This window comes from Burkholderia sp. MSMB1589WGS, assembly GCF_001636105.1.
In the GTDB taxonomy this organism is placed as follows: Bacteria; Pseudomonadota; Gammaproteobacteria; order Burkholderiales; family Burkholderiaceae; genus Burkholderia; species Burkholderia humptydooensis.
On sequence record NZ_LNJT01000008.1, the window covers coordinates 1,431,039 to 1,454,368 of the forward strand.

The following is a 23,330-nucleotide window of genomic DNA, read 5'->3' on the forward strand; positions in this document are numbered from 1 at the left end:
CGCCGGATTGGACGGCCGCGCCGGCCGTCGCGAATCATCCGGCTTCCGGCCGCGTTTCCGGCGTCAGATGCCGGGTCGCCGCCCAGAAGACGAGTGCCGCCGCGCTGATGAGCGCGCCCGCGGTGCACACGCCCAGCCATCCGTATCGCGCGTAGACGAGCGTCGAGCCGATGGAGCCGCTCGCGCAGCCGATCGAATAGCAGATCATGTAGCCGGCGGTCAGGCGGCTGCGCGCGTCCGGCCGAACCCGGTAGATCAGGCTCTGATTCGCGACGTGTACGGATTGCAGCGCGAAGTCGATCGTCACCACGCCGACGACGAGTGCCCACAGCGAACGGTCGAGCAGCGCAACGGGAAGCCACGAAACGAGCATCAGCAGCAGCGCGTAGCCCGTCGTGCGCTGCGCGAAACCTCGATCCGCCAGTCGACCCGCGCGGGCGGCGCCCAGTGCGCCGACGGCGCCCGCCAGTCCGAACAGGCCGACTTGCGTATGCGACAGCGAAAACGGCGGCGCGCTGAGCGGCAGCACCATCGGCGTCCAGAGCACCGTGATCGCCGAGAACACGAGCAGCGCGATCGTCGCGCGCACGCGCAGCACGGGCTCTTCGACGAACAGCGTGAACACCGAGCCGATCAGGCGCGGGTAGGGCACGTGCGAGCGGGCCTCGTGCCGGTCCGGCAGCGCGCGGTACAGCAACGCGGCGATCGCGAGCGTCGCGGCGGCCGACACGAAATAGACGGACCGCCAGCCGAACAGGTCGGACAGCGTGCCCGACACCGTTCGCGCGAGCAGGATGCCGATGATGATGCCGCTCGTCACCACGCCGACGATTTGCCCTTGCTCGCTCGGGCGCGCGAGAAACGCGGCGTACGCGACGAGCACCTGCGTGACGACGGCGAGCAGGCCGACGGCGGCCATGCCGATCAACAGGATGGCGCTCGTCGGCGCCACGCCGACCGCGACCAGCGCGAGGACCGACAGCAGCGACTGTCCGACGATCAGCCGCCTTCGATTGAGCAGATCGCCGAGCGGCACGATGAGCAGCAGGCCGAAACCGTAGCCGATCTGCGTGACGGTGACGACGAGGCCGATGGTCGCGGGGCTGATGCCGAACTCGTGCGCCATCGTGTCGAGCAGCGGCTGAGAGTAATAGACGTTGGCGACCGCGAGGCCGCAGGCGAGTGCGAACAGCAGCGCGACGGCGCGGGAGAGCGTGGGCGCGTCGAAGGTCGTCTGGCTCGCGGCGTAGCCGGCGTCGAACTCGCCGGGGGAAGCGCGTAGGGTATCGGTGTCGGGGGGCATCGGTGGCTCCGTTCGAAAAAGGGGGCGTGCAAGCGCGATGCGCGCGCGCATCGGCTTCATGCGGATACGGCGTTTTCCGCAAACCGCTTGATGTGCGCGGCGATTTCCGCGGATTGATCTTCGAGCGCGAAGTGGCCGGTTTCCAGCAGATGGAAGTCGAGCTGCTTCAGATGCCGACGATACGGATGGGCGCCGCTTTCCGGGAACACCACGTCGTGCTTGCCCCATACGATGAGCGTCGGCGGCTGATGGGCTTCGAAGTACGCATGCCATTCCGGATAGCGATCGAGATTGGTCCGGTAGTCGTACAGCAGCGCGAGCATGATCTCCTTGTTGCCCGGCCGCGCGAGCAGCGCGCGCTGCAGCACCCAGTTGTCCGGATTCACGCGCTCGACGTCGGCGACGCCGTGGGTGTAGTTCCATTCGAGCGCCTCGTCGGAGATCGCCGCGTTGCGGATCTTGTCGAAGTTCTCGGGCGAAGGATCGTTCCAGAGCGCGCGCGCGGGCGCCCAGAAATCGTCGGGCAGCCCTTCCTCATACGCATTCGCGTTCTGAATGACGAGAAACGTGACTTTGTCCGGATGCCGGCTTGCGAGACGGAAGCCCACGGGGCCGCCGAAATCCTGCAGATACAGCCCGTAGCGCTCGATGCCGAGCTGAGCCGTGAATGCGTCGATCACGTCGGCGAGGCGGTCGAACGTGTACGTGAACGCCCCGACGGACGGCGCGTCGCTGTATCCGAAGCCAGGATAGTCCGGGGCGATCAGATGAAAGCGGTCCTTCAACTGTTCGATGAGATCGCGGTACATGAACGAAGAGGCGGGGAAACCGTGCAGGAGCAGAAGCGTCGGATTCTTTCTGTCGCCTGCTTCGCGGTAGAAGATCTTGATGCCGTCGACGATCTGGGTGCGGTAGTACGTCACGAACTTCTCCTATGAACGAATGGCATGCCGGAAGACATGCATGGTTTTAAATTGAAACTACGTGTTTTGTAGCATGTATGGTTTTTATGTGCAACCATAAGGGCATGAGGGAATCTCGGCGTCGAAGCCTCGGAGTTGTCGAAGGCGGCGTGAGAAAGAGGGGGCGGCGAGTGACGCGGCGCGCCGAGGCGCGAGGCCGCCGCGTTTACGCCGACATGGCGGCGCTCAGTCTTCGAGATGCGCGGCTTCGGCCTTCACGCGGGCCGCGTCGTCGCCGAGCGCCTGGGCGACAGACGTGCCGTAGGCCGGATCGGCTCGATAGAGAAAGCTCAGGATCGTATAGCGATTGCGCTCGTTCGTGACCTGGCGCAAGTCGCCTGACAGATTCCTGACGAGATGGGCCTTGTCCGTATCGGACAGCGATCGATAGAAGTCGCCCGCCTGCTGGAAGTCCTGTCGCTTGCGGATCGGTTCTTGCTGCGTCGTTCCGGTCAGCGGCAATTGGCTGTAGCGATACTGCGGATCGGCATGCACGTCGCTGAAGTGACTCGGCTCGTAATTGACTTCTCCGCTGCGCGCGCCGTAATCGCCGGCGCCGTTCTGGTTGTAATTGACGACCGGCGCGATCGGACGGTTGACCGGAAACTGCGAATGATTCGCGCCGAGCCGATAGAGTTGCGTGTCCGAATACGCGAAGATGCGCCCTTGCAGCAGCCGGTCCTCCGACGGCTCGATGCCGGGCACGAGGTTCGCGGGCGACAGCGCGACCTGTTCCGTCGCCTCGAAGAAATTGTCGGGAACGCGGTCCAGCGTGAGCGTGCCGATCTTCTGTTCGGGCACGTCGGGCCAGATCTTCGTCGCGTCGAGCGGATCGAAATAGAAGCGGTTCAGCTCGCTGGGCTGCAGCACCTGGATGTACAGATCCCATTGGGGGAACTCGCCCGCGGCAATCGCCCGGTACAGATCGTTGGTCAGATTGTTGAAATCCTTGCCCTGGATGTCGGCCGCTTGATCGATGTCGAGCGTCGCGACGCCTTGCAGGCTCTTCCAGCGAAACTTGACGTAAGCATAGCGTCCCTGCGCATCGACGAACTTGTATGCGTGCACGCTGTAGCCGTCCATTTTCCGGTAGCTCGCCGGAATGCCGAGATCCGTGTACAGGCGGGTCAGGATGTGCGTCACCTCGGGAACGTGCGACAGGAAGTCGAATATGCGTTCGGGGTCCTGAACGTTGCGAACGGGCGACGGCTTGAAGCTGTGAACGATGTCCGGAAACTTGATCGCGTCGCGAATGAAGAACACCGGCAGATTCAGCCCCACCAGATCCCAGTTCCCCTCGTCCGTGTAGAACTTGGTCGCGAAACCGCGAGGATCGCGCAGCGTTTCGGGCGAGCCGGCCGGATGGATCACCGTGGAGAAGCGCACGAACGCCGGCGTGCGCTTGCCGGGAGCAAACACGGCGGCGCGCGTCAGGTGCGAGATGTCGGCCGTCGCGACGAAATGGCCGTGGACGCCGGTGCCGCGCGCATGCACGACGCGCTCCGGAATCCGTTCGCGATTGAAGCGCTGCAGCTTCTGAACGAGCTGCACGTCCTGCAGCGTATCGGGTCCGGTCGGTCCGGCCGTCTGCGAGTTTCGGTTGTCGCCGACTGGCGCGGCATTGTCGCGGGTCAGCACGGTTTGCCCGGCGCTCAGAGGTTCATTCGACATGTTCGATTCCTTTTGTAAGACGTGTGTGGTGGGGGGGACGGTTGCCCGGCCGAACGGTCACGACGGCCGTTCGGCCGCTCGGGGCGGGAAATGGTCAGTGCAGCGCGTTCAGCGCGTCGCGTAACGACGAAGCGATGCGTTCGATGTCGTCGTCGACGGTGCGCCAGTTCGTGAAGGCGACGCGCAAGCCCCACGTGCCGTCGTAGACGGTGCTCGTGACGAACACGTCGCCGAGATCCCGTATTGCGCGCACGTATGCGTTCACGCGTGCCTCGTCGGGCCGCTCGGCCAGCGTGAAGCACACGACGTTGACGCGCGTCGGCGCGAGGAGCCGCAGGCCCGGCGTCTGCGCGAGCCGTTCGCCGAGTGCCTGGGCGAGCCGGATGTTGCGCGCGACGATTTCCGCATGCCCCGCGCGCCCGTACGCGGCGAGCGCGAACCATGTCGCCAGCGCGCGCAGCCGGCGCGAGTTCTCCGGCGTCAGATGGACGAAGTCGGGGTTGTCGGTCGGCACGCCGAGATAAGCCGAGCTGTTCTGGAATATGCGTACCTGCAGGTCGCGGCGCCGGGTGAACTGGACGGCCGCGTCGTACGGCACGTTGAGCCACTTGTGCAGATCGATGCAGATCGAATCGGCGGCGTCGAGCCCGTCGACGAGCGCGGCATACTCAGGCACGAGCGCGACGAATGCGCCGAACGCGGCGTCGACGTGCAGCCAGAACGGATAACGCGCCTTCAGCGCGTGGATTGCGCGCAGGTCGTCGAAATCGACGGTGTTGACCGTGCCCGCGCTGGCGACGACGATCGCCGGCTCGCCGTTCAGCGCGGCGAGCGCGGCTTCGAGCGCGGCGACGTCGACCGATTCGCGTCCGGGTTGCGTCGCGATCTTCCGTACCGCGCGGCGCCCGATGCCGAGCACCGACAGCGCCTTGTAGATGCTCGAATGGGGCACGGCCGACAGCACGCGCACGTCGCCGAGCGCGGCGAGCCCTTGTTCGGAGACGTTGACGCGCTTGCGCTCGCCGAGCCATTCGCGGCCCAGTGCGAGGCCGACGAGATTCGACATCGTTGCGCCCGTCACGAAAACGCCTTGCTGCGCGTCGCTCAACCCGAAGAGCTCGCGCAACTGGCCGACAGTCTCGCGCTCCAGATCCGGCGCGGCGCTGTCGATGCCGGCGGTCGGATTCTGGTCGTAGACGCTCGTGAGCCAATCGCCCGCGAGCGACGCGGGCGTTGCTCCGCCCGTGACGAAGCCGAGATAGCGCGGCCCCGGGCTGCCCGAGAAGCCGGGCACCCAGCGTTTCGCGAACTCCGCGAGCGCGCCGTCGAGCCCGATGCCGTCGTCGCGCAGCGGCTGCGGATTGGCGGGGGGCGGCGCGAGCGCGGCGGGACGCGTGTCGAGCGCGGCGAGCGCCGACGTCGCGTGGCGCAGCGTGCGTTCGAGATGTGAATCGATGTCGGCGAGATCGGAGGCGAGAGTTGGATGCATGATGAAGTCGAAGGTTGGAATGGCGTCGTCGTTGGTGACGGGACGAACCGGTTGCGCGTCGGAACGCTCAGTGCAGGCGGCGATCCATCACGTCGCGTGCACCCGCGTAATACTCCTGCTCGATCTGGAAGCGGATCAGGCAGCCTTCGCAGAGATCGCGAATGACGCGCGGGCTCTTGCGGGCGAGTGGCAGCAGCACCCGCGCGACCAACTGCTTGCCGTGGTTCGCGTCGACGGGCACGTGCAGATCGTGGTAGTAGCGAAACTCTTTCGGCACGTTGTGGCGGTGCATGCCTTTCAGCATCCGCGTGAAGCGGTACGGGACCGTTTGCTCGAGCAGCGTCAGCGCGCCGAGCAGGCGCCCGACGTGCTGGCGGCGCAGCGCATACATCAGCAGCAGATTGCCGTTCTTGAGCGCCGCGACGGGGATGTCCCGGTCGAGATCGAGCGCGCCGAGCTGCGCCTTGAAGAACGGCGCGGCGCGCGTGAACACGCGCGTGTGCATCTCGTCGAGATCGCCGAGACCCATCTCGTCCCAGTAGTTCTCGGCGAGCGCGAGTTTCATGTCGCCGTCCATGCCGAGCTGCGAGAGCGCGATGATGTCGTCGAAGCGGCCGTCCACCTGCGCTTCGAGGCTGACGAACAGCGATAGCTGCGGCAGCGACGCCTGTTCGGCGAGAAAATCGAAGAACGGCGCGACCGCCTTGCGATGCGCGTTGCGCAGCTCGACGTACCATTCCTCGAACTGCTCCGCGTCGGCCGGCACGTCGCCGAGTTCGATTCGGGATGCTTCATAGTTGCTCCATGCCGTTTCGAGCCCCAGGATGCGGGCGTAGTCTTCCGGCAGCGGAACCGTTTCGGGCGCGCTCGGCGGCGCGAGCTCCCTCAGATAGAACGAATTGAGCGCCTGCTGGCCGGCGAGCGTGTTGCAATCGAGCGTGTCAGGGATGATCTGTTGTGTGGTCACGATGAATTCCTGATGGTTGAGATGGAGGCGGGCCTTCGCGATCCGGCTACGCGGCGCGCGCCAGTTGCTCGGCGTTGCGGGCGGCGGCGAAGAGCGCGTCGATCCAGTCCCGCGTGTCCCGCCAGTCCGGCCTAGCGACGATGCCGGCGAGCGGTGCCTCATGGGCCGAGTACGTGATCCGGCGAGGCAGCGGCGTGCCGGGCGCGAGCTCCGCCCAGCGAACGAGCGAAGGATCGTCGCGAAACGCGTCGATTCCGGCGATGCCGCGATGCGTGTCGGCCTCGCGCTTGTGACCCGGGAAGACGAACCACCCGTGCCAGTGCGGATGGGTTTGCGTCGGCGGCAGCGGGCGCGACGGCCGGCCGTCCAGCATCACGCGCAGCTCCTCCGACGGCAGGTGGACGCCCGTTGCATGCTCGAATGTCGCGACGACGTCCGCGCCGCCGACGCGATTGCCGACTTCGAGGAAGACCGTCTCCGCGCGATTTTCGATCGCCTCCAGATGGAAGCTGCCTTGGCGGATGCCGACGGCGGCGAGCGTGGCGCGCACCCACGCGGCCGCGTCGTCCGACACCGGGAAGTGGTACGAGCCGAGCGGCTCGCCCTGCGCGAAGCCGAGGCAGGTGCCGATGTAGCGGCTCGCGGTCAGCGTCAGCACGTCGCCGTTCGCGACGAGGCCGTCGAAGTGCACGATCGCGCCTTCGACGAATTCTTCGAGCTCGTAGGCGTCGATCGCCTGGACTTCGCCGTCGAGCCGCGCGACGCCCGAGCGGCGGCCGGCGATCGCCTGGGCGATGTCGGCGGGCGAATCGAAGATGACGACGTCCTCGCTCGACGCGCCGCTGATCGGCTTGAGCACGGTGCGGCCGCGCCACGGCAACGCGGCGGGCGCGCGCAGGAGCTCGGCGACCGAAGCGAAGCGCGGCACGCGCAGGCCGGCGCGCCGTACCGCCTCCTTCATTTCGACCTTGTCTCGCACGAGCGTGACGTCGCCGACGGTCGCGCCCGGCACGCCGAGCCATTCGCGCAGGCGCGCCGCATCGAGCAGGTCGTATTCGGACATCGCGATGATCCGGTCGAAGCGACGGTCTTCGCGCTGCAGCCACGCGCGCGCTTCGTCGAACGTGCCGGCGTGGCCGGGGCGCTCCACGACTTCGTGGCGCAGGCCGGGCGGCAGCGTGTCGAGCAGCGCGCGCGTGCCGAAGTACGTGACGAAGTGGGCGTCATGATCGATGCCGCGCGAATATTCGATGCGCGGATAGGGCACGCGATGCAGGATGAGCAGATTCATGGTTCGGGCTCCGTTCAGGCCGCGAGAGCGGCGCCGCGCCGCGCTGCCGCTTCGCCGGCGCCGATCGGCGCCCGCGCGAGTTTCGCGAGCCACGCATCGCGCACGGCGGCGACGAGCGCGCGCATGTCGGCCGCATCGTCGTCGGTCGCGAAGCATGCCTGCGCGACGAAGTCCGCGTTGTCGCGCGGCACGGCCGGGATGGCGCGCGACCGTTCGGAAAGCCAATCGAACGCCAGCCGCCGCAGCGCTCCCGTGTTGGTTTTGCGCGCTGCGCTGTCGAGCGCCTGCTCGAACCATGCGATGCCGGTTTCGATGTCGGGCGGCGTGAAGACGCGGTCGGCCGGCGCGCCGAGCATCACGGTCGCCGCTTGCCGGCCAGACGTCGCCAGGCTCGGCTCGCGCGGCACGCCGAACGCGGCGTCGACCCAAAGCGCGTAGAAGTCGACGCCGTAGACTTCCGCGGCGATCGTCCATATCTTCATGCCGGCCGGGCGGCGGTTCGGTTCGACGACGGCGGCGAGCCGGCCGTCGTCGTCGAGCTTGATCTCGTTGTGGAACGGGCCGTCGCGTTGCCCGACCAGCACGTTCGCGAGCCGTCCGCTCCGCGTGAGCGTGCGGCGCTCGGCGGGCGTGAGCGCGGCGGGCAATACCTGCGCGATTTCGACCGGATAGCGGCCTTCGGCGCTGATCTTCTCCGTGATGAATTCCGTTGCGCCCACGCCGTCGAACGAGAATTCCCGGGCGAACGGAATCAGGGTCTCGCAAATCGCGCCGCGAGAAAGATAGGGCGCGACGGCCGCGAACGCGGCATCCAGATCGTCACCCGGCTTGACCACCACGACGCCGCGATTGTTGCCTTCGCACGACGGCTTGACGACGAAGCCCTCCGGATGCGATGCGGCGAATTCGCGCAGATCGGCGACGTCTTTCACGTCGGCGCTGTCAGGAACGAACAGATGCTGGGCTTCGAGCAGTTCGCGCGCGCGGGCCTCGGCGACGCGATAGGCGCGCTTGCTGAACGCACTCGCGGCGAGCGGCGCGGAATCGACCGGCAGGCCGAGCCGCTCGAGCAGCGCGGCGCCGCTTTGCACCGCGTTGTCGGAGAACACCATGCCGGCCCGCAGCCGCGCGCGCCACGGCGCCAGGCGTTGCAGCGCGGTGTCGACGAAATCTTCGGCGAGCGGGTCGAGATCGAGCACGTAGTCACAGATCCGCGCGTCGCGTTCGGTCGGCTGCGCGCGGATCAGCAGCGTTTGCGCGCCGTGGCGCAGGCGTGCGTAAGCGGCGATGTGCTCGACGTCGGATATCCGCGAGAGGTTGTAATCGACGATCAGCAGCAACGACGATTGGGCATTCACGATTTATGCCTCCAATGCGATGGATGATGAGTGGTAGTGCACATCGATCGCGTTGGCCGACTCGGCAAGGAGCGCGGGCAGCTCGGCTTTCTGCGCATCCCGCGTCATGTGCCACAGCAGTTGGCCGAGAAACACTTCCCTTGACGCTTGCTCGACGACGTCGCCTGCCTTCAGCAGAATGTGCGTGAGCGCGGGCGGCCGGCTGAGCGGCCGGATTTCGATGCGGTCGATGTGGCCGGGTGCGGCGAAATACACCCGGAAAAACGTCGCGTTCGCCGTGGGGGGCGTGCCGTTCGCCGTATAGGCGAGGCGCGCGAGCGTGTCGCGGAACGATGGATGCGCGCGTTCCTTCGTCTGCGCGAGCAGCAGATCGAGCCATAGTTCGAGCAGGTTCGCCTCTTCGTTCAGCGCGCCGACGCTCGGTGAAATCAGGCTGCCGCCGATCCGCGGATTGATCTCGATGAGATCCCACCGGTCGCCGTCGAAGCGGGCTTCGACGTGAAAGCAACCCCAGTCGAGCGAGAAGTGGGCGAGCACGGCGCGCAGCCAGTCGATTCCCGCGGCGATGCCGGCCGCGGAAATCGAGACGGGCGGACTCGTGCAACTGTCTTCGAGTACGGTGCCGTTCGCCTCGGTCAACTGGCATTTCTCGTGGATCGCCACGACGAACGTCTCGCCGTTCACGGTCAGCGCCTCGAAGCTGAACTCGATGCCGGCGACGTAATCCTCGGCGATGAACGCGATGTCGTCACCGAGCGCGGATGCATAGACCGTGTCGTCGCGCGCGCGCGTCGCGATGTCGGCGAGCGTCGACCACGTCGTATCGGCGGTCAGCCGGAACGCGCCGTAGGACGCGATGCCGCGTGCGGGCTTCACGAAGTACGCCCGTCCGTCGCGTTTCAGCACGTCGAGCGATTCGGGCGTCAGCAGACGCGCGCCGCTGCGGGACAGTTCCGCCCGTTGCAGTGCGTTGCGCACGAAATGCTTGTCGCGCAGCGCAGCGATGCGTTTGGCCGGCACGTCGCTCACGTCGAGGCTCGCGTTCGCGAGCGCCATGAGAGCGCGATAGCCTTCCCACACGCTGACGCATGCGATGACGGCGGCATTCGATTCGCGCAGGGCGGCGATGGCATGCAGGACGTCGTTTTCCGCGAGCACGTGCGAATCGGCCGACAGCACCGCTTCCGCCTTGTCCCGCAACGCCTGCAGACGCGCGTCGCCGTGTTCCGGCAGGGGCTTGGAGCTCAGGACGTACGCTTGCAGGCCGCGTGCGTGGATTGCGGCGATCAGATCCTCCGCGAACGAGAAGCCGCAGTGGCTCAAGATCAGGACACCTGTGGATGCCATCGCCTGTCCTCCCGTCGTCAGGCGGCCGCTTTCAGCGGCGCCTGGATCTTGTCTTCGTAAAGCTCCTTGAAGTACAGCGCGAGCACGGACTGATGCTCGCCCAAGTAGCGCTTCAACGCATCGATGTCGTCATCGCTGCGCAGCAGGTGGCGGATCGCCTGCCACACTTCGCCCGGATGGTCGTCGTTGATGTCGGTGTGCGAGTGCGCGACCTGGCCGGTAATGTTGGTTTCGCCGACGGATTCCTTCAGCGCCTTGATCTTGCGCGGCTCGAGCTTCACGTTCACGTATTCGACGAGGTACGAATAGGCGACCACGCCGAGCGGACCTTCGTGGTCGAGCAGGTACGAGAAGTAGCCCGTCAGCAGCTTCGTCGACAGATACGGCTCGGTCGCGAGAAACTGATCGCGGCTCACGCCCGCTCGCGCGAGATCCTGAATGAACAGCTCGTCGTGCAACATCTCTTCGCGCTCGTAGTTCGCCCAGATCTGCGCGGCTTCCGGGCTTTGCTTCGCGATTTCCGCCAGCGCCTTCGATTCGGACACGCGCAGCAAGCGGATTCTCCATGCGGTCTCGATCAAATGGCGCTTGTAGTATTCGGAATCGACCTTCTTGCCTTCCAGATGCGCGGCATACGGAACCGTTTCATACCAGTTCTCGATTTGCGTATCGATGAGCGCGTCGATTTGCTTGCGCAATTCGTCGGAATCATGGGAGCTCAAGAAAGGAACCCGATTTCCGAGTCCGGTATTTTTTACGCGGTTAACCATGATGATTTCCTTGTTTGGTTGAGGAAAATACGAGGTGAATCCGGTGCGGCGATTCGCGGTATCAGGTGTGAGGCGCTGCGACGCGAATCGCGACCGCTCCGTTGACGCGACATTGACACGCCAATCTGAATGCGTCGCCCGCATAGCCCAAGGTGTCGAGAAAGGCGCTTTCGCCCGTCGAGCGCTTGCCGAGCTGATCGCGCCCTTCCAGAACCTCTATGACGCACGCGCCGCATGCGCCCGCACGGCAGCCGAACGGGATCGACTCCTGCCCGTGCAGCTCGAACTCCAGCTCGGTCAGCGAGCTTCCGGACGGCAGTTGAACCTCGATGTTTTGCGGAAGAAGTTTGACGGTAGGCATGATCGAACTTTGACGCGATGTGAGGTCAGGTTAATTTGAATGCCTGAATTCAAAATATGAAGACAATGAAATTTCAGATGGATGAGGCTGGTGATCCGATCGAATAAAAATGGAGATCGAAATAAGGACTGAATCAGAAAATTCTTATTGGTTATGGTTGATTGCGTCTGTGAGACCGGATTATTTTTCTTAAAGTTGCAGATTGCAACTTATATTTTGAGAATAATTTATGAGCGAATATTGGTTGCCGGTTTGTTTGGGGGGTCGCGCACAAAGGCGCGTTTGCGCTGGGAATTGGGCGGGCTGATTCGCCCAATGAGGCGCCTCGTTCGGTTGCCCGGCGAGTCGACGTCACGCCGGCCAGTCGCGCGTATGGACAAGCGGATTTGGAAGCATTAATTTGATCGTGAAAGTCCGGGTAATGTGACGAATTCGGACCGGCCGATGCATCGGCGCGCATGCCGAGCACCTTCCGGGAAAGGCTCGATACCGAACAAGGGAGATTCCAATGATCAAGCGAAACTGCGTGGAAATTCAGGCGATTTGCCCCGTCGCGCGCGCGGTGGACGTGATAGGCGATCGCTGGTCGCTATTGATCGTTCGCGCGGTGCTCGAAGGCGTCCGGCGGTTCGGTGCATTGCAACGTCATCTCGGCATTGCAAGCAACATCCTGAATGACCGGTTGCGGACGTTGATGGCAAAAGGCGTGCTGGAGGCGAAGCAGGCGTCGGACGGGTCGGCTCATCTCGAGTACGCGCCGACGAAGCTCGGTGAAGGGCTGTTTCCGGTCATCGTCACGCTGCATCAGTGGGCGGAAACTTATTTGTATGCGGAAGGCGAGCGCTACGCGATGCTGATCGAACGAGGCAGCGAGCGGCCGATTCGCCGACTGGAGTTGCTGCGGCACGATGGCGGCCCGCTGAGTGCGACGAACACGGTCGTCTATTTGCCCGCCGCTGGCGATTGAACGCGCGGTTGCGGCGATGCCGCTTCTTCCGGGCGTGATCGCGCAATGCAGCGGCGCGCGCCTCGCGAGCGGCCGTTCTCGTGGCAACGCATGTGCGTTTCGTATGGAAACAGACCCTGGTCGAGGGCCCGCGTTCACCACTTCTCTGCGAACGGGCGAATCACGTGATCGAACGACCAGGTCGACGGGTGTTGATGCGCGATGTGAAAGACCTCGTCGGCAATCGCGTCGGGGTGCGCGAAGTACTCGTCGCGCGCGAATGGCCAGCCTTTCGGCGGTTCGACCCACGCAGGCCGCGTGCGGCCGTCTTCACCGAGCCAGGGCGCGTCGATCGCCGCGTCGATGATCACATAACCGACATGCACGCGTTGCGGGCCGAGTTCGCGCGCGAGCGCTTCGGCGAGAATCCGCTGCGCGGCCTTGGTGGGCGCGAACAGCGCATAGTTCGGCTTGCCGCGCAGCGAAGCCGTGTTGCCCGTCACGATGATCGCGCCGCCTCCCGCTTCGATCATGCCCGGCGCGCACGCGCGGGCAAGATGCAGCAGCGCCGTCGTGTTCACGCGAAAGTTGCGCTCGAGCCGTGCGGGGTCCGCTTCGAGGAACGTCGCGAACGTTTCGGACACGGCGTTATGGACGACGACCGACGGCCGGCCAAACTCGTTGCGCACGGCTTCGACTGTCGTTGCAAGCGCGTCGAGATCGCCGACGTCGCAGACGAATGCGCGACTGCCTTCGATCGTGCGCTCGAAGTCGAGCAGACGTTCGCGGTTGCGCGCGAGCATCGCGACCCGGTAGCCGTCGCGGGCGAACCGGCGGGCGATCGATGAGCCGGTCGCGCTGCCCACTCCGGTGATCAAGCAGATTCGGTCAGTCATGGTGTGGTGTCCTGTCGAAATGCGGCGATATGGCGGCGCTCGCTTTTGCGCGGCGTCGACGTTTTTTCATTTCGATCGCGGCGTTCTACGGGCGAGTGCGGGCGAATGCGGGATGGTCCGCGACGGACGCGGCGACGGCGGAGAGCGCACGCGCATGCGAGCCCAAATCGAGATCCGGATGGGTTGCTTGCGCATAGTCGTACGCGACAACGGCGGTGATCGTCGCCAGATTCAGCGCGGTCGAGCGGATCGGGCCGCCCGAGCGAACGACTTCGTCGAGCGCGGTGAAGCCGTTGAGCGTTTGCGTGCGATAGCGGTCGATCAGATCGGCCTGCGTACCGTTGTCCGCCCGGTGCTCTTCCGCGTAGCGCGCGGTGGTTTTTTCGTAAATCGTCGTCGCGATTGCCGCGAGTTGAAGCATCGCTTGACGCGGCGCGCCGAAGCGCGGGGCGAGTGCGCGCTCGGGGCCGACTCGCTCGTCGAGAAAGTCGAGAATCGCGCCGCTGTCGATCAGGCGGGTGCCGTCGTCGAGTTCGAGCACCGGCACTTTGCCGACCGGATTCAGCAAGTCGGCTCGCGCGGCTTCGGTATAGCCGTTCAACGGATCGTGCTCGAAACCGATGTCGAGAACGTTGAGCGCAACGCCGACACGACGTGCGAACGGCGAGAAGTAGGTGCCGATCAATTTCATGGCGATGATATTGAGGAATGCATCGATTTGACGAAGGCAAGACGCGAACGCCCGGCCGCATCGGCTCGGATTGCCTGATTCAGGTGCGCCGCCTTGCTTGTGGCGGCGGCGAGCCCGGTCGGCTGTGCGTCGCGCCGTAGGCGCATGTCGTTCCACGTTGCGATTGCATCGTATGTTCCTTTTTTCCGAACCGATGAGGCCGACAATGCCGCTTTATAGCACTCATGGTTTCATATTGCAACCTACTGGACGATTGACCGCGAGCCGCCAAAAAAAGAGCGCATGGAGGATTCGTGTGCGAGCGCGCGGCGCGGTGTTTTCGTGCGGCAGGGCAGCCGCGCTCGGCGTTCGCCGAATGCGGCCCGCTGAGGCGGGCGACGGGAGCGGGATGAAGCGACGCCAATTTGCCGGCGTTGCGAGATCGTGAGCGCCGCTTCGGCGGAGCGGGCGCAGGCGGTTACGGCCGCCAAGTCGCGAGTATCGGCTTAACGGGAACCCGTCGTTTTCGACTTGGTTGCCGCGCGAGTTGCCGCGCGAGGTTTGACGACACGCACGACGGTGTCCTCAGGCTGCAACAGGTTGCCGTCCTGAGCGTACACTTCGACGCGCTTGACCGGCCGACCCGTTTGCCGATCGACGAGGCGCACGCGCGCGGCACTCCCGGGGAAGCAATAGTCTTCACCCCATTGCCTCAGCGCGACGAGCAAGGGAAACAGCGCGCGCCCCTTTTCGGTCAGCTCGTATTCGTGATGGACGCTGCCGTCCGACGCCGGCACGGTGATGAAGATGCCGTGCTCGACGAGGCTGCGCAGCCGGGCTGCGAGGATGTTCTTCGCGAGCCCGAGGCTTTCCTGAAACTCGCCGAACCGCCGCAGGCCGTCGAATGCGTCGCGCACGATCAGCAACGACCAGTTGTCGCCGATCGCGTCGAGTGGACGCGCGACGCCGCAGCCGCTTTCCTTGTGACTAGTTCGCTTGCCCATTTGATTCCCAAAAAGCAGACGGCCGCGCACGTCGAGTCCGTGATGGCGCGGGATCGGCCGTTGCGCCCCCGGTGATGGGCGGACGCAGGATTGTTGCAAAATCGGATTGGCATTCCAGCATGCCGTGGTTGCATTATAAAACGATGCCGGCATGGATCTGCCGTGTCCGGGGCCGGCCTTTGCCGGCGCTCGTGGATGTGGCAGTCATCGAGTTGGACCAGGCGCCGGACGGATATGCGGAATTCGATGCTGGCGTGCCGAAGAAATTCGTGATCGATCCGCACGGGAGCCTGGCGGCAGCCGCATGACCGGATCGGTCCGATCGTGTTGCCGAGCGCGGACGGGGCGGCTCATGATCGAATCCGATCCGGCCGTACAGGCCGGCGCAAAAGGATGGAGCAGAACCATGACCCGTTTGACAGGCCGCCGCGACACGGCGGCAAGGCTGATCAAGGCGTCGCGCCAAACGATCTATGATGCGTTCGTGAGGTGCGACGCCGTGTCGACATGGTTGCCGCCGCAGGGCGCGACTGCGCAGGTCCAGGCTTTCGAGCCGTGGACGGGCGGGCGATTTCAGATGACGCTTACCTTCGCTACGGCTTCCGGCAAATCGACCGCGAATACTGACGTCGTGGCGGGTCGATTTGTCGACCTCGTGCCGCAGGAACGTATCGTTCAGGCTTTCGAGTTCGCCGCCGCCGATCCGGCCTTTGCCGGAACGATGACGATGACATGGAGTCTGAGGGCGGCGGAGGGCGGCACGATCGTTACCGTGACGGCCGAGAACGTTCCGCTTGGCATCGATCGAGCGGATCATGAAACCGGCATGAACTCATCGCTGGCCAATCTCGCGGCGTATGTCGAATGAACGCGGGCGCAGCCGTGCATTCGTCGCCCTGACAGCACGGACGCTCAATCGGATTGCGGCGCTTACTGCTCGCACCGCACGTCGCGCTTCAGCACCGAGATGATCGCCGGATACGTGCCGTGATCGAGGTCGATGCGCGCGACGACGTCCAGCATCGTGTCGTCGCCATCGTCGTACACGCTGACGCGCTCGCGGCGCAGATACGCGAGGCCGGCGCAGCCGGATGCGCGGCCGTCTTCGGACACGCGGCAGTCGAGCGGATGGTCCGCGAGATAGCGGTAGCGATCGCGCTCGCGCGCGGCGAGATATTCGCGCAGGTTCGGCGCGGCGCCGCCGACGCCCGTGACGATCGCGATTGCGCATGCCGGGGCGGCCGCGGGCGTGTCGTCGACTGCCTGCGCATGCGCGGCCGCGCAGATGGCCGCGGCCAGCGCGGTGAGGATCGAGATTCGAAGGAAGGGCATGGTGCGGGACGCTGTCGTCGGAACGAATGTCGGATTGTAGTGCGATTCCGGATGAGGGCGCGCCGCGCCGATGCCGATGCCAATGCCGCCCCCCGGCAGCAACGCGTTCGTCACGCGCACGTTGACGGTACACCGGACGCAATACAGACTGCAGGCTGCGCCAGCGATACCGAGGAAGATTTCATCAATCACCGATCACGGATGTCGAGAAATCCGGCTGGCCGACCATTCACGTGAATGATCGCCACATTCAGGAGGGCATCAGTCATGGTCGAAACAAGACGAATGCATGCTGCGCTCGTCGCGGCAGCGATCGCCGCGATTGCACCGGCCTGTCACGCGCAAAACACCACCGACTGGCTGGCGAACACCTACGGCACCCTCGCGGCCCACGTGGGCAACACCGCGCGTTCGATGTGGGTCGCGCCCGAAGGCGTCATCTACACGTCCTCGATGTGGGACGAATACGAGGGCGGCGTCGCGATCTATCAGAACGGCAAGAGCCTCGGCTCGATCGGCTCGCACGCCGAGTTTCAGGGCGGCGCGATCACGGGCAACGCGACGTCGATCTTCGTCGCGCTTCAGTACGACAAGTCGCATGGAAGCGGCGCGGTCGGGCGCTACAACCGCGCCACCCGGGCTCGCGATCTTTTCATTCAGGTCAGCGCGTCGAACAACCAGCCTCGGGTCGACGTCGTCACCGGGCTCGCCACCGCGGGCTCGCTCCTCTATGCGAGCGACTTCTACGGCAATCGCGTCCGGATCTTCACGACGGGCGGCGTCTGGCAGCGGGACATCGGCGTCTCGGGCCCGGGCGCGCTCGCCGTGGATCGCGCAGGCAACGTCTGGGTCGCACGCAAGAGCGCGGGCGCGATCGTCGAGTTCAGCCCGGCCGGCGCGTTGCTGAACACCATCCGGATGCCCGTCGGATCGCAGCCGTCCGCGCTCGATTTCGATGCGTCGTCGGGGCAACTGATGGTCGGGGACGAGGGCCCGGACATGAACATCAAGCGCTACGACGTCTCGGGCACGCCGGCGCTCGCCGGCACGTTCGGCATTCGGGGCGGCTATCTCGACGCCACGACGGGCATCAAGGGCCAGGTGGGCGCGAAGCGCTTCACCCGCGTCGCCGGCATCGGCAAGGACACCGCCGGCAATCTCTATGTGCTCAACAACCCGTGGGGCGGCAGTTGGGACCTCGGCCGCAACGGCGGCACCGACATTCATGCGTACGACAGCGCCGGCAACCTGCAGTGGACGCTTCAGTCCCTCAACTTCGAGGGCGTCGCCGCGCCGGACCCGGCCACGGACGGCGCGCTGTTCTACGGCGGCACCAACATCCATGCCGGCAGCGCCGGCGGCGCCTTCGTCGCGAACACCGTCGATCCGTTCTCCTACCCGTCGGACCCGCGCATCGACATGAACGATACGCAGCGCGACGAGCATTTCGGGCAACTCGTCGCCGTTGGCGCGAACCGGATTCTCGTGGCGTCCGGCCAGAATCCGCCGATCTTCTACTTTTTCCATTTCAACAACGCGAATGGCTACGTCGCCATTCCGGACGCATCGATTCCCGGCCCCGCGTTCAATACGACCCAGCGGGTCACGGGCGGATTCTGCATCGACAGCAAGGGCGGCGTGTGGGCGGGGCTGGACAAGACCGGCTCGATCTACCATTACCCGCTGACCGGTTTCGACGCGAGCGGCAAGCCGGCATGGGGAGCCGGCATTCCGGTCCGCATTCCTGCGAGCGTCCAGCCGCTGACGCGCATCGTCTACCTCGCGGACAGCGACACCATGATTCTCGCGCAGGGCATCGCGGGGAGCACGGACTGGACGTCGATCGGCACGCGGATCGAGGTGTATCACGGCTGGCGCGCGGGCAACACCACCGCGCCCGATCCGGTGATCAATCTCGCCAGCGCGGGCGCCAAGTCGATCGATGCGGCCGGCAATCACCTGTTCGTCGGCTACTGGTTCAGCAGCGGGGGGCCGGCGAGGCCGGACATCGACGCCTTCAACCTCGCCACGGGCAAGCTCGACGCCACGCTGGTCAACACCAGCACCGCCACCGTCGACGCCAGCAGCGCCGTCGATTCGATGTACGGCGTCAGGGCATACCTCCGATCGACGGGCGAATACGTGGTCACGAAGAACAACGTCAAGGGCAACAGCATCACCGTTTATCGCTGGAAGCCCTGATCGTGCGTTGCGTCCGTGAAAGCGGCGGCCGAGCGCCGCGGCAACGCGCCCGCGCTTGATCTCGCGCAACATTGCCGCCGCGCCGAAATCTATGCTGGCCGTGTCGATGGCGGCGCATCGGCATCGGAACGTCGCACGGCGAGCCGGTGCGCGGCCGTCGGGGACGCGTGCGCCTCGCCGCGCCACCCACGCTCAATGCGCGATCTGAGCGGTGCGAATCGCGTACTCGGATCAGAGGCTTGCATGATCGATGCGGATCGTGGGCGGTCGCCCGTCGCCTCGCTGATGGAGAAAGTCGCCCGGCTGCGGGAGCCCGCTACCTGGCCGGACGGCGCGCATGCGGTGACGGCGATCGAAACGCACATGTCCTGGGTATTCCTCACCGATCGCCATGCGTGGAAACTCAAAAAGCCGGTGCGGGCGTCGCAGCTCGATTTTCGCTCGCTCGCCGCGCGCGCGCGTTTCTGCCACGAGGAAGTCCGATTGAATCGCCGGCTTGCGGCGGACGTCTATCTCGATGCGGTGCCGCTCACGATCGATTCGGACGGCCGCTTGAGGCCGAATGGCGCGGGCGAGATCGTCGACTGGCTCGTCGAGATGAAGCGCCTGCCTGCTGAACGGATGCTCGACCGGGCGCTGCTGCACGGGACCGCGACGCGGGCAGACGCGCGTCGCGTCGCGGAGCGATTGAGCGCGTTCTACCGCTCGCTTGCCCCCGCGCGAGGCGGCGCCGATCTGTACCGCGACGGCTTGCGCCGAACGATCGACTGCAACGAACGTGCGTTGCGCCGGCCGATGTTCGAGCAGCCTGTCGAGGTCGTTCGGGCGGTTTGCGTATTGCAGCGTGCGCTGCTGGACGCCGAGGCCGCCCGCTTCGACGCGCGCGTCCGGCAGGGGCGCATCGTGGAAGGGCATGGCGATCTGCGGCCCGAGCACGTCTGCATCGACGCGCAGATCGCGATCATCGATTGCCTGGAATTCTCCAGGCGGCTGCGCACGCAGGACATGGCCGACGAGATCGGCTTTCTCGCACTCGAATGCGAGCGACTCGGCGCGCCCGACTTCGCGCGCGCGCTATTGGACGAATATCGCGCGGCGAGCGGCGACGCCGTCGACGACGCGCTCGTGCATTTCTATCAGAGCTGCCGCGCGATGACGCGCGCGCGACTGGCCGCCTGGCATCTGCGCGAGAAGGCGTTCCGGGCGACCCCGGTCTGGCGCGATCGCGCGCGCGCATACGTCGCGCTCGCGCAGCGGCACGCCGGTTGCTGCGAGCGCCTGTGGACGGCGGCGCGCATCAGCGCCGCAGCAGGTCCGTGAGCGAGCCGCCGCGATGGATGCGCGCGATCGCCTCCGCGAACAGCGGGGCGCTGTCGAGCACGGTGAGCTTGTCTCTGAGCGCGCCGGGCGGCACGCGCCACGGCGGCACCGAGTCGGTGACGGCAAGCGCGGTGAGCGCGTCGCCGCCGAGCAGTTCGGCGGCGCGGTCGAAGAACATCCCGTGCGTCGCGACCGCATAGACAGACTGCGCGCCCAATGCCCGGCAGTCGGCGGCGGTGTGGGCGAGCGTCGTGCCGGAGCCGATCAGATCGTCGACGATGACCGCGCAGCGGCCCGCGACGTCGCCGACGAGCGGCTTGGCGGTCACGACGCCGCTGCTGCGCAGCTTGCCCGCGAAGGCCGCGTCGACGGGGCGGCCGAGCCGCGTGGCGAGCCTCGCCCGAAAATCTTCCGCGCGGCGCACGCCGCCGGCATCCGGTGACACGACCACGATGGGCAGCTCGCCCGCCTGCCCGGCGAACCAGTCGACCAGCAGCCCGTTGGCTTCGAGGTGTTCGGTCGGGCAGCGAAACGCATTCTGGTACGCGGCGACGTTGTGCACGTCGATCGTGACGATGCGATCGACGCCGACGGCTTCGAGCATGGCCGCCACGTAGCGCGTGGAGACCGGATCGCGCGGCTGCGATCGTCGGTCCTTGCGGGAGTAGCACAGGTACGGCACGACCGCGCAGACGCGCGCGGCGGAGGCGTCCTTGAGCGCGCCGATGAACAGGAGCAGCCGGCACAGCTTGTCGTTGACGGAGCTTCCCGCTTCTCCGTACAGCGACTGCACGACATAGACGTCGTGTCCGCGCACGCTGACGAGCGGGCGCGTCTTGTGTTCGCCGTCCTCGAACGCGCGCTCTTCGTGCGCCGTGAGCGTGACGCCGAGATGGGCCGCGAGCCGCTCGCCGAACGAGCGGCTCGTCGCGAAGGCAAAGAGGCTGAAGGGGCTGTATGTCATGGTGGGAGATCCTCGATTCAGGAGCCGTCGCCGCGGCGGCGACGGGCAAGACACGCCGGCGCGGTCATGGCGGAGGCGGCGGCATCCGCTTCAGCGCGACGCAGGGGCGGAGCGGTCGTCATCGATGGTCTCCGGCACCGTCGCGAGGTCGGCGAGCCAGGCGCGCGCACTCGCGTCGCTCGGCGCGCGGTAGTCGCCGCGCGGCGACAGCGAACCGCCGGAGCCGACCTTCGGGCCGTTCGGCAGGCAACTGCGCTTGAACTGCATGTCCTCGAAGAAGCGCGTGACGAAGATTTCGAGCCAGTGCTTGATCTCGCCGATCGAATAGGCATGCCGCTGGCCGTCCGGCACGTCGGGCCAGCGGCCGCGCGTTGCGTCATGCCATGCATGCCAGGCGAGATACGCGACTTTCGACGGCCGATAGCCCAGCCGCAGCAGGTAATAGAGATTGAAGTCCTGCAACTCGAACGGACCGACGGCGGTTTCCGATTGCTGCGCCGGTTCGGCATGGGCGTCGCCCGGAATCAGTTCGGGGCTGATCGCCGTCGCGAGCACGTCGTGCAGCACCGGGCTTGCTGCGCCCGCGAACGGGCCCTGCTCGGCCGCCCAGCGCACGAGGTAGCGAACGAGCGTTTTCGGAATGCTCGCGTTGACGGCGTAATGGGACATCTGGTCGCCGACGCCATACGTGCACCAGCCGAGCGCGAGCTCGCTCAGATCGCCCGTGCCGACGACGAGCGCCCCATGCCGGTTCGCGAGGCGGAACAGGTAATCGGTGCGCATGCCGGCCTGCACGTTTTCGAAGGTCACGTCGTAGCACGCCTCGCCGCGCGAGAACGGGTGGTCGAGATCGCGGAGCATCCGCGTGCAGGCGGGCCGGATGTCGATGCCGATGTGCCGGCAGCCGAGCGCGGCGATCAGGCGGGCGGCCTGCCCCGCCGTGCGCGCGCTCGTCGCGAAGCCCGGCAGCGTGCACGCAAGCACGTGATCCCGCGGCAGACGAAGCGCATCCGCCGCGCGCACGCACGTGAGCAGCGCAAGAGTCGAATCGAGCCCGCCCGATACGCCGATCACCAGACGCTCGACGCCGGCCGCCTTCATCCGCGTCACGAGCCCCTGCACCTGAATCGCGCTGATTTCCTCGCAGCGTTCGTGGCGCAGGGCCGGATCGGACGGGACATAGGGAAATCGCTCGCACACCCTCGCGAGCGGCAACACGCCATCGGAATCGACGGCGACGTCGATCGGAATCGTCCGGAATGCCGCGCACGCGCTCTGGTGCCGCAGCGCGGCGTGCGCGAAGCTCGTCTGCCGCATCCGTTCGCTGGCGAGACGCTCGACGTCGACATCGGCGAACAGGAGCTGCGGCGTCGGCGCAAAGCGGCGCGCCTGCGCAAGCAGCATGCCGTTCTCGAACAGCATGCCGTGGCCGTCCCATGCGAGATCGGTCGTCGATTCGCCCGCGCCCGCGCAACTGTATGCGTACGCGGCCAGGCAACGGGCCGACTGGTTGCCGACGAGGGCGCGCCGGTATTGCGCCTTCGCGACGGTGGCGTTCGAGGCGGACAGGTTGAACAGCACCGTTGCGCCGGCGAGGGCGGCATACGACGACGGCGGAATCGGCACCCACAAATCCTCGCAGATCTCGACATGGAACGTCAGCAGCGGCTGCGCGCGGGCCTGGAACAGCAGGCGGCTTCCGCATGGAATCCCGGCTTGCATCGGCAGATCGACGGTTTCCTGCGCGAGCGCGTCCCCCGACGCGAATTGCCGCGCCTCGTAGAACTCGCGGTAGTTCGCGAGATAGGTCTTCGGCACGATTCCGCAGATTCGCCCCCGATGGACGACCGCCGCGCAGTTGTAGAGCGTGGCGCCGATTCGCAGCGGCACGCCGACGATGGCGACCGTCGCGAGATCGTTCGACGCGGCGACCACGTCGTCCAGCGCCGCAAGGCCGGCGTCGAGCAGCGCCTGCTGCTGGAAGAGGTCGTCGCAGGTATAGGCGGACAGGCCGAGTTCCGGACAGACGACGACCAGTGCGCGTTCGCGCGCCGCGTCGCGCATCGCGTCGATCGTGCGCGCCGCATTGAAGGCCGGGTCCGCGACGCGCACGGGCGGTATGGCGATGGCGATCCGGACGAAGCCGTGCCGGTACGGATTGAGGAAGCGTTGCGCGGGTGCGTCGCCGGTCGCCGGGCGGCGAGGGCGGGCGGGGGTCGTCATTGCTTGCTCCGGATGGCGCGCCGCGGGCCGACACATGCGTCGGGGGCGGAACGCTCGCCGAGTGGGCTGCGCGCGGCCAGGCGGGCGAGCCGCGGCGCGCCCGACGTGCCGCACAGCGCCTGACGTTTCGAATCTAGGAACAAAGCCGCGAGGATGATTTGACGGACATCAAGTCCGCGCGGAAGCGCCGACGCGGGCCGAGGCAGCGGCATTCGGCTCGCAGCGCGTCGCGTCGATTGCGCCCGCGTTCGCCG

The 23,330-nt window shown here is 66.2% G+C and carries 20 protein-coding genes and 1 pseudogene; 5 read left to right on the forward strand and 16 right to left on the reverse strand.

Annotated features, from left to right (window positions below):
* Positions 1 to 34: 34 nt before the first annotated feature.
* The 10 genes from WT16_RS24070 to WT16_RS24115 all read right to left on the reverse strand — a co-directional run bounded on the left by WT16_RS24070 (position 35) and on the right by WT16_RS24115 (position 11,519).
* Positions 35 to 1,303 (reverse strand): MFS transporter, encoded by a 1,269-nt coding sequence (locus tag WT16_RS24070; RefSeq protein WP_006028419.1) that lies wholly within the window; start codon positions 1,301 to 1,303, stop codon positions 35 to 37.
* 56 nt (positions 1,304 to 1,359) lie between these two features.
* Entirely contained in the window at positions 1,360 to 2,226 is an 867-nt protein-coding gene (locus WT16_RS24075) for an alpha/beta hydrolase (RefSeq protein WP_015604149.1), read from the reverse strand.
* Between the two features lie 225 nt (positions 2,227 to 2,451).
* Entirely contained in the window at positions 2,452 to 3,936 is a 1,485-nt protein-coding gene (locus tag WT16_RS24080; RefSeq protein ID WP_009914096.1) for a catalase, read from the reverse strand.
* Positions 3,937 to 4,030: 94 nt separating this feature from the next.
* Positions 4,031 to 5,425: a pyridoxal-dependent decarboxylase gene (locus WT16_RS24085; protein WP_006028422.1), complete on the reverse strand. Its 1,395-nt coding sequence runs from the start codon at positions 5,423 to 5,425 to the stop codon at positions 4,031 to 4,033.
* 67 nt (positions 5,426 to 5,492) lie between these two features.
* Positions 5,493 to 6,392 carry an iron-containing redox enzyme family protein gene (locus WT16_RS24090; protein WP_015603501.1) on the reverse strand — a complete coding sequence of 300 codons (900 nt, stop codon included), beginning with the start codon at positions 6,390 to 6,392 and terminating at the stop codon, positions 5,493 to 5,495.
* A gap of 46 nt (positions 6,393 to 6,438) precedes the next feature.
* Complete coding sequence (locus WT16_RS24095) at positions 6,439 to 7,683, reverse strand: ATP-grasp domain protein (RefSeq protein WP_015602995.1); 1,245 nt, start codon at positions 7,681 to 7,683, stop codon at positions 6,439 to 6,441.
* Between the two features lie 14 nt (positions 7,684 to 7,697).
* A complete protein-coding gene (locus WT16_RS24100; protein ID WP_063534390.1) occupies positions 7,698 to 9,041 on the reverse strand; it encodes a hypothetical protein in 1,344 nt (447 codons plus the stop codon).
* Between the two features lie 3 nt (positions 9,042 to 9,044).
* Positions 9,045 to 10,388 carry an ATP-grasp domain-containing protein gene (locus WT16_RS24105; RefSeq protein ID WP_015602607.1) on the reverse strand — a complete coding sequence of 448 codons (1,344 nt, stop codon included), beginning with the start codon at positions 10,386 to 10,388 and terminating at the stop codon, positions 9,045 to 9,047.
* Between the two features lie 17 nt (positions 10,389 to 10,405).
* A complete protein-coding gene (locus WT16_RS24110; RefSeq protein ID WP_230479349.1) occupies positions 10,406 to 11,110 on the reverse strand; it encodes an iron-containing redox enzyme family protein in 705 nt (234 codons plus the stop codon).
* 109 nt (positions 11,111 to 11,219) lie between these two features.
* Complete coding sequence (locus tag WT16_RS24115) at positions 11,220 to 11,519, reverse strand: 2Fe-2S iron-sulfur cluster-binding protein (RefSeq protein ID WP_006028428.1); 300 nt, start codon at positions 11,517 to 11,519, stop codon at positions 11,220 to 11,222.
* A gap of 508 nt (positions 11,520 to 12,027) precedes the next feature.
* On the opposite strand from WT16_RS24115, the gene WT16_RS24120 reads away from it, so the two are divergent.
* The gene (locus WT16_RS24120) at positions 12,028 to 12,486 is read left to right on the forward strand and encodes a helix-turn-helix domain-containing protein (RefSeq protein WP_009914101.1); all 459 of its coding nucleotides are present in this window, start codon (positions 12,028 to 12,030) and stop codon (positions 12,484 to 12,486) included.
* A 134-nt stretch (positions 12,487 to 12,620) separates the two neighbouring features.
* On the opposite strand, the gene WT16_RS24125 is transcribed toward WT16_RS24120, so the two are convergent.
* The 3 genes from WT16_RS24125 to WT16_RS24135 form a co-directional block, all read right to left on the reverse strand.
* Positions 12,621 to 13,361 carry an SDR family NAD(P)-dependent oxidoreductase gene (locus WT16_RS24125; protein ID WP_043282967.1) on the reverse strand — a complete coding sequence of 247 codons (741 nt, stop codon included), beginning with the start codon at positions 13,359 to 13,361 and terminating at the stop codon, positions 12,621 to 12,623.
* Positions 13,362 to 13,446: 85 nt separating this feature from the next.
* Positions 13,447 to 14,052: a glutathione S-transferase N-terminal domain-containing protein gene (locus WT16_RS24130; protein WP_009914102.1), complete on the reverse strand. Its 606-nt coding sequence runs from the start codon at positions 14,050 to 14,052 to the stop codon at positions 13,447 to 13,449.
* Between the two features lie 485 nt (positions 14,053 to 14,537).
* The gene (locus WT16_RS24135) at positions 14,538 to 15,035 is read right to left on the reverse strand and encodes a helix-turn-helix domain-containing protein (RefSeq protein WP_006028432.1); all 498 of its coding nucleotides are present in this window, start codon (positions 15,033 to 15,035) and stop codon (positions 14,538 to 14,540) included.
* A 176-nt stretch (positions 15,036 to 15,211) separates the two neighbouring features.
* On the opposite strand from WT16_RS24135, the pseudogene WT16_RS24140 reads away from it, so the two are divergent.
* A pseudogene (locus WT16_RS24140) lies at positions 15,212 to 15,343 on the forward strand (formaldehyde dehydrogenase, glutathione-independent); the annotation flags it as partial.
* Between the two features lie 98 nt (positions 15,344 to 15,441).
* Positions 15,442 to 15,903: an SRPBCC family protein gene (locus WT16_RS24145; protein WP_063534952.1), complete on the forward strand. Its 462-nt coding sequence runs from the start codon at positions 15,442 to 15,444 to the stop codon at positions 15,901 to 15,903.
* A gap of 62 nt (positions 15,904 to 15,965) precedes the next feature.
* Here WT16_RS24145 and WT16_RS24150 read toward each other — a convergent pair whose 3' ends face one another.
* The gene (locus WT16_RS24150; RefSeq protein ID WP_156521488.1) at positions 15,966 to 16,487 is read right to left on the reverse strand and encodes a hypothetical protein; all 522 of its coding nucleotides are present in this window, start codon (positions 16,485 to 16,487) and stop codon (positions 15,966 to 15,968) included.
* A 147-nt stretch (positions 16,488 to 16,634) separates the two neighbouring features.
* Here WT16_RS24150 and WT16_RS24155 point away from each other — a divergent pair, with 147 nt between their 5' ends.
* Both WT16_RS24155 and WT16_RS24160 read left to right on the forward strand, forming a co-directional pair.
* The gene (locus WT16_RS24155; protein ID WP_063534391.1) at positions 16,635 to 18,569 is read left to right on the forward strand and encodes an SMP-30/gluconolactonase/LRE family protein; all 1,935 of its coding nucleotides are present in this window, start codon (positions 16,635 to 16,637) and stop codon (positions 18,567 to 18,569) included.
* A 243-nt stretch (positions 18,570 to 18,812) separates the two neighbouring features.
* Positions 18,813 to 19,889: a hypothetical protein gene (locus WT16_RS24160; RefSeq protein WP_015603633.1), complete on the forward strand. Its 1,077-nt coding sequence runs from the start codon at positions 18,813 to 18,815 to the stop codon at positions 19,887 to 19,889.
* On the opposite strand, the gene WT16_RS24165 is transcribed toward WT16_RS24160, so the two are convergent.
* Complete coding sequence (locus WT16_RS24165; protein ID WP_063534392.1) at positions 19,867 to 20,853, reverse strand: ribose-phosphate pyrophosphokinase; 987 nt, start codon at positions 20,851 to 20,853, stop codon at positions 19,867 to 19,869. The two genes, WT16_RS24160 and WT16_RS24165, sit on opposite strands and share 23 nt — an antisense overlap.
* A 90-nt stretch (positions 20,854 to 20,943) precedes the next feature.
* A complete protein-coding gene (locus WT16_RS24170; RefSeq protein WP_063534393.1) occupies positions 20,944 to 23,076 on the reverse strand; it encodes an NAD(+) synthase in 2,133 nt (710 codons plus the stop codon).
* Positions 23,077 to 23,330 lie beyond the last annotated feature (254 nt).

Coding starts and splice junctions, on each gene's coding strand:
- WT16_RS24070 (WP_006028419.1), bottom strand. CDS start 1,303: ATGCCCCCCGACACCGATACCCTACGCGCTTCCCCCGGCGAGTTCGAC.
- WT16_RS24080 (WP_009914096.1), bottom strand. CDS start 3,936: ATGTCGAATGAACCTCTGAGCGCCGGGCAAACCGTGCTGACCCGCGAC.
- WT16_RS24085 (WP_006028422.1), bottom strand. CDS start 5,425: ATGCATCCAACTCTCGCCTCCGATCTCGCCGACATCGATTCACATCTC.
- WT16_RS24095 (WP_015602995.1), bottom strand. CDS start 7,683: ATGAATCTGCTCATCCTGCATCGCGTGCCCTATCCGCGCATCGAATAT.
- WT16_RS24105 (WP_015602607.1), bottom strand. CDS start 10,388: ATGGCATCCACAGGTGTCCTGATCTTGAGCCACTGCGGCTTCTCGTTC.
- WT16_RS24115 (WP_006028428.1), bottom strand. CDS start 11,519: ATGCCTACCGTCAAACTTCTTCCGCAAAACATCGAGGTTCAACTGCCG.
- WT16_RS24120 (WP_009914101.1), top strand. CDS start 12,028: ATGATCAAGCGAAACTGCGTGGAAATTCAGGCGATTTGCCCCGTCGCG.
- WT16_RS24125 (WP_043282967.1), bottom strand. CDS start 13,361: ATGACTGACCGAATCTGCTTGATCACCGGAGTGGGCAGCGCGACCGGC.
- WT16_RS24130 (WP_009914102.1), bottom strand. CDS start 14,052: ATGAAATTGATCGGCACCTACTTCTCGCCGTTCGCACGTCGTGTCGGC.
- WT16_RS24135 (WP_006028432.1), bottom strand. CDS start 15,035: ATGGGCAAGCGAACTAGTCACAAGGAAAGCGGCTGCGGCGTCGCGCGT.
- WT16_RS24145 (WP_063534952.1), top strand. CDS start 15,442: ATGACCCGTTTGACAGGCCGCCGCGACACGGCGGCAAGGCTGATCAAG.
- WT16_RS24155 (WP_063534391.1), top strand. CDS start 16,635: ATGGTCGAAACAAGACGAATGCATGCTGCGCTCGTCGCGGCAGCGATC.
- WT16_RS24160 (WP_015603633.1), top strand. CDS start 18,813: ATGATCGATGCGGATCGTGGGCGGTCGCCCGTCGCCTCGCTGATGGAG.
- WT16_RS24165 (WP_063534392.1), bottom strand. CDS start 20,853: ATGACATACAGCCCCTTCAGCCTCTTTGCCTTCGCGACGAGCCGCTCG.
- WT16_RS24170 (WP_063534393.1), bottom strand. CDS start 23,076: ATGACGACCCCCGCCCGCCCTCGCCGCCCGGCGACCGGCGACGCACCC.